The 5,050-nt window shown below is 59.2% G+C and carries 3 protein-coding genes; 2 read left to right on the top strand and 1 reads right to left on the bottom strand.

Translation table 11 applies throughout. The features are described 5' to 3' along the window. Window positions 1–70: 70 nt before the first annotated feature. Window positions 71–1,510 carry a dihydropyrimidinase gene (gene hydA / locus ACW9JC_RS28580; RefSeq protein WP_457459231.1) on the bottom strand — a complete coding sequence of 480 codons (1,440 nt, stop codon included), beginning with the start codon at window positions 1,508–1,510 and terminating at the stop codon, window positions 71–73. A 540-nt stretch (window positions 1,511–2,050) separates the two neighbouring features. On the opposite strand from hydA, the gene ACW9JC_RS28585 reads away from it, so the two are divergent. Beyond that, window positions 2,051–3,535 carry an NCS1 family nucleobase:cation symporter-1 gene (locus ACW9JC_RS28585; RefSeq protein ID WP_338586422.1) on the top strand — a complete coding sequence of 495 codons (1,485 nt, stop codon included), beginning with the start codon at window positions 2,051–2,053 and terminating at the stop codon, window positions 3,533–3,535. Between the two features lie 163 nt (window positions 3,536–3,698). Next, entirely contained in the window at window positions 3,699–4,982 is a 1,284-nt protein-coding gene (locus ACW9JC_RS28590) for a Zn-dependent hydrolase (RefSeq protein WP_338586423.1), read from the top strand. Window positions 4,983–5,050: the final 68 nt, after the last annotated feature.

The raw sequence follows: 5,050 nt of genomic DNA on the forward strand, positions 1-5,050 counted from the left end.
CGCGTTCCAATGGGACGCAGAGCGTCCCGGGCAGCATTCCCACGCAGAGCGTGGGAACGATCTTTTGTGCTCAGCGTTTCACGGCAACCGGCTGATTCAACTCAGCCCGCTTGCTCAGCAAATCAAACACCGCCGGATACGCCGGCCGTTCGATGTACCGCCCGGCACCACGCTCGGCGCGCAAGTCGCCATCGGCCCAGACCACGCGGCCCTGACTGATGGTATGGCTCGGCACGCCGCGCACGGTCTTGCCTTCGAAGATGTTGAAGTCGACTTGCTGGTGATGGGTCTTGGCGGAAATCGTCCGCGTGCCCTGCGGGTCCCACAGCACCAGATCGGCATCGGAACCAACGCGGATCGCACCTTTGCGCGGGTAGAGGTTGAAGATTTTCGCGGTATTGGTGGAGGTGAGAGCAACGAATTGCTGTATCGAAAAACGCCCGGTGTTCACCCCTTCTTCCCAGAGCACGGCCATGCGGTCTTCAATGCCGGCGGTGCCATTGGGGATCTTGCTGAAGTCGTCCTTGCCGGCGGCTTTTTGCTCGGCGCAGAAGCAGCAGTGGTCGGTGGCGGTGGTGTGCAGGTTGCCCGCTTGCAGACCATGCCAAAGCGCTTCCTGATGACCGCGCGGGCGGAACGGCGGGCTCATCACGTAACCAGCAGCGGTCTGCCAGTCCGGGTGCTGGTAGACGCTGTCGTCCAGCAGCAGATGCCCGGCCAGCACTTCGCCGTAGACCGGTTGGCCTTTGCTGCGGGCATAGGTGATTTCGTCCAGCGCTTCTTTGGTCGACACGTGCACCAGGTACAGCGGCGTGCCCAGGGTTTCGGCAATCCGGATCGCCCGGCTCGCGGCTTCGCCTTCAACCTGCGACGGACGTGACAGCGGATGCGCTTCCGGCCCGGTCATGCCCTGGGCCATCAGCTTGCGTTGCAGGTGATAAACCAGTTCACCGTTTTCCGCGTGAACAGTGGGAACAGCACCCAATTCCAGGCAGCGTTCGAAGCTCGCCACCAACGTGTCGTCGGCGGCCATGATCGCGTTTTTGTACGCCATGAAATGTTTGAAGCTGTTGACCCCGTGCTGGCTGACCAGCTCGGCCATGTCTTCGCGAACCTGCTCGCTCCACCAGGTGATGGCGACGTGGAAACCGTAATCGGACGCCGATTTCTCGGCCCAGCCGCGCCACTGATGAAAGGCTTCCATCAACGATTGCTGCGGGTTGGGAATCACGAAGTCGATGATTGAAGTCGTGCCACCAGCAAGGCCTGCCGCCGTGCCGCTGAAAAAGTCTTCGCTGGCCACGGTGCCCATGAAGGGCAGTTGCATGTGAGTGTGTGGATCAATGCCGCCCGGCATCAGGTATTGGCCGCTGCCGTCGAGTACTTCTGCACCTGCGGGCACGTCGAGGTTTTCGCCGATGGCCTTGATCACGCCGTCTGCGCAATACACATCGGCGCGATAACTTTCATCATGGGTAACAACGGTAGCGCCACGGATCAACAGAGACATTCCGGATTCCTCGCAGGCAATGACCGACTGATGCCGGTTCTAAATGTTTTATATGAAGCAAGTGCCAACAGGGTTATTCCTGTCAACGCTGTCAGGATTAAACGCTAGCCGCAGTTTATGGAATCAGCAAGAATATTTTTTATAAGCTTATTGCTGTTTTAACTGATTGATAAATAACGATTAAAAACATAAATCCCCAAAATGGTGAGGCCTCTCACCATTTTGACGCACTTGACAGGATCTAAAAATGGTCAAGATTTCTTATGTGAAATCAGCTGTTTGAGTATGGTCTATGGTTGATGCGCGACTTTGAAAAAAAGATCAACGCACCAGATTGAGTCCTGACTGTTCGGACAACTTGCCTGGCATTCGGCCTGAGTGGCACGGCAGATAGTCGAGTCAGTGAATAAAACTGATAAGCATCAGTTAGTTGCAAAGTGTTTATGGAACTGCCCGATGCGCAATCGGGGTGTCCGGCACGGTTATTGATGGTGCCAGCCCCTGATGAGCAAAAATAATCAAAAGAACAGTGGAGCGGCCATGCAACAGATCAGATCGCAAGTGACCGAGCGCGACGGCTTGTTTGAGCTTGAAGCCGGCAGCGATGTCCTCGACAGTCCCCGTTATAACCACGACATTGCACCAACCAAGGTGCGCGAACGTACCTGGAATAAATGGCACATCACCGCGTTGTGGGTCGGCATGGCGATTTGCGTACCGACCTATACCCTTGGCGGCGTGCTGACCGCTTACTTCGGCCTGAGCGTTGGCGAAGCGCTGCTGGCGATTCTGTTTGCCAACATCATCGTGCTGATTCCCCTGACACTGAACGCCTTCCCCGGCACCAAGTACGGGATTCCGTTTCCGGTGTTGCTGCGCTCGTCCTTCGGCGTCCTCGGTTCGAACATCCCGTGTCTGATCCGGGCGTTGGTGGCTTGTGGCTGGTTCGGCATTCAAACCATGTTCGGCGGCCTGGCGATTCACCTGTTTCTGGGCTCGGTGTTCGAGGGCTGGAAATCCCTCGGCGGCACCGGTGAGGTGATTGGCTTCATGGTGTTCTGGGCGCTGAACCTGTGGGTGGTGATTCGCGGCGCCGAGTCGATCAAATGGCTGGAAACCCTGTCCGCACCGCTGTTGGTGTTGGTGGGCGCAGGGCTGCTGGTCTGGGCCATGCCCAATGTGTCGATGACCGAATTGCTGGCGATCCCGGCCAAGCGTCCCGAAGGCGCCGGTGTGGCCAGTTACTTCGCTGCCGGTCTGACGGCAATGGTCGGGTTCTGGGCCACGTTGTCGCTGAACATTCCGGATTTCAGCCGCTACGCAAAAAGCCAGAAGGATCAGATCGTCGGGCAGATCATCGGCTTGCCGCTGACCATGTTCCTGTTTGCCTCCCTCGGCGTGGTGATGACCGCTGCCTCGGTGAAACTGGTGGGCGTGACAGTGTCCGATCCGGTTACGCTGATCGGTCATATCCAGAGCCCGGTGTGGGTGGCCATTGCCATGGCGCTGATCATCATCGCCACGCTGTCGACCAACACCGCAGCCAACATCGTGTCGCCGACCAATGACTTCCAGAACCTTGCGCCGAAGGTGATCAACCGGACTAAAGCGGTGATCCTCACCGGGTTGGTGGGGTTGGGGTTGATGGCGCATGAGTTGCTGAAAAAGCTTGGCCTGATCGTTTCGGACGTCAGCCTGGAGTCGGTCTATTCCAACTGGCTGCTCGGCTATTCCAGTTTGCTCGGACCCATTGCCGGAATCATGGTGGTGGACTATTTCCTGATCAAGAAACAGCAACTGGACCTTGCCGGGCTCTATCGCGATGACGTGTACCCGGCGTGGAACTGGAACGGTTTTATCGCGTTTGGTGTGCCGGTGGTGCTGACGTTGTTGTCGTTGGGCAGCGATGCGTTCAGCTGGTTCTACAGCTATGGCTGGTTTACCGGGTCGGCGCTGGGTGGGGTGATTTATTACGGGTTGTGCGCGATGCGGCCCAGTCACTCTGTTGCGAAATCTGCGGTGTGAGATCGGGCCTCATCGCTGGCAAGCCAGCTCCCACAGGTGTCTCGGGTGTCCATAAAACCTGTGGGAGCGGGCTTGTCGGAACGCCGCATCGCAGCGATGGCGACCTCAAAAACACTACCGAATTGCCTGAAGAAATCCATAAGAACAGCCTGAGGAGATCATCATGAACGCGGCCGTAGACGTTCTGCAGTCCACCCATCAGCACATCAATCGCGATCGCTTGTGGCAGTCGCTCATGGAGCTGGCCAAGCTCGGCGCCACGGTCAAGGGCGGCGTATGTCGCCTGGCCCTGACCGATCTCGACCGCCAGGCGCGGGACATCTTCGTCAATTGGTGTGAGGAGGCCGGATGCACCGTCAGCATCGACGCCGTGGGCAACATTTTCGCCCGCCGTCCTGGCCGCAATCCGAACCTGCCACCGGTCATGACCGGCAGCCACATCGACACCCAGCCCACCGGCGGCAAGTTTGACGGCTGTTTCGGCGTGCTCGCTGGCGTCGAAGTGTTGCGCACGCTCAACGACCTGAACATCGAAACCGAAGCACCGCTGGAAGTGGTGGTGTGGACCAACGAAGAAGGATCGCGATTCGCCCCGTGCATGATGGGCTCCGGTGTGTTCGCGGAAAAGTTCACACTTGAAGAAACCCTGGCCAAGGTCGACGCCGAGGGCGTGACCGTCGGTGAGGCGCTCAACGCCATCGGTTACGCCGGGCCGCGAAAAGTCAGCGGCCATGCCGTGGGTGCCTACTTCGAAGCGCACATCGAGCAAGGCCCGATTCTCGAAGACGAACGCAAAACCATCGGCGTGGTGATGGGCGCCCTCGGGCAGAAATGGTTCGACCTGAAACTGCGCGGCGTCGAAGCCCATGCCGGCCCGACGCCGATGCACCTGCGCAAGGATGCATTGGTCGGCGCCGCCGTGATCGTCGGTGCGGTCAATCGCGCCGCTCTCGGTCATCAACCCCACGCCTGCGGCACCGTCGGCTGCCTGCAAGCCTACCCGGGCTCACGCAACGTCATACCCGGCGAAGTGCGCATGACCCTGGATTTCCGTCACCTGGAGCCGGCGCGCCTGGATTCGATGATCGCCGAAGTGCGCGAAGTCATTGAGACCACCTGCGAAGAACATGGCCTGACCTTCGAGCTCACGCCCACGGCAGACTTTCCGCCGCTGTACTTCGACAAAGGCTGCGTCGAAGCGGTACGCGGTGCCGCGCAGGGACTGGGTCTATCGCATATGGACATCGTCAGCGGAGCGGGGCACGACGCAATCTTCCTCGCCGAACTCGGGCCGGCCGGGATGATCTTCGTCCCGTGCGAAGGCGGCATCAGCCACAACGAAATCGAAAACGCCGCACCGGATGATCTGGCGGCGGGGTGTGCCGTGTTGTTGCGGGCGATGTTGGCGGCATCGGCCGCTGTCGCAAAAGGAGAACTGGCGGCCTGAAAAGTGTAGGAGCGGGGCCTCTCTCGCGGGACCTCCACAATAACCCCCCCCCTCTTCACCCCGCCATT

The organism is Pseudomonas sp. SDO5591_S426 (assembly GCF_054070755.1).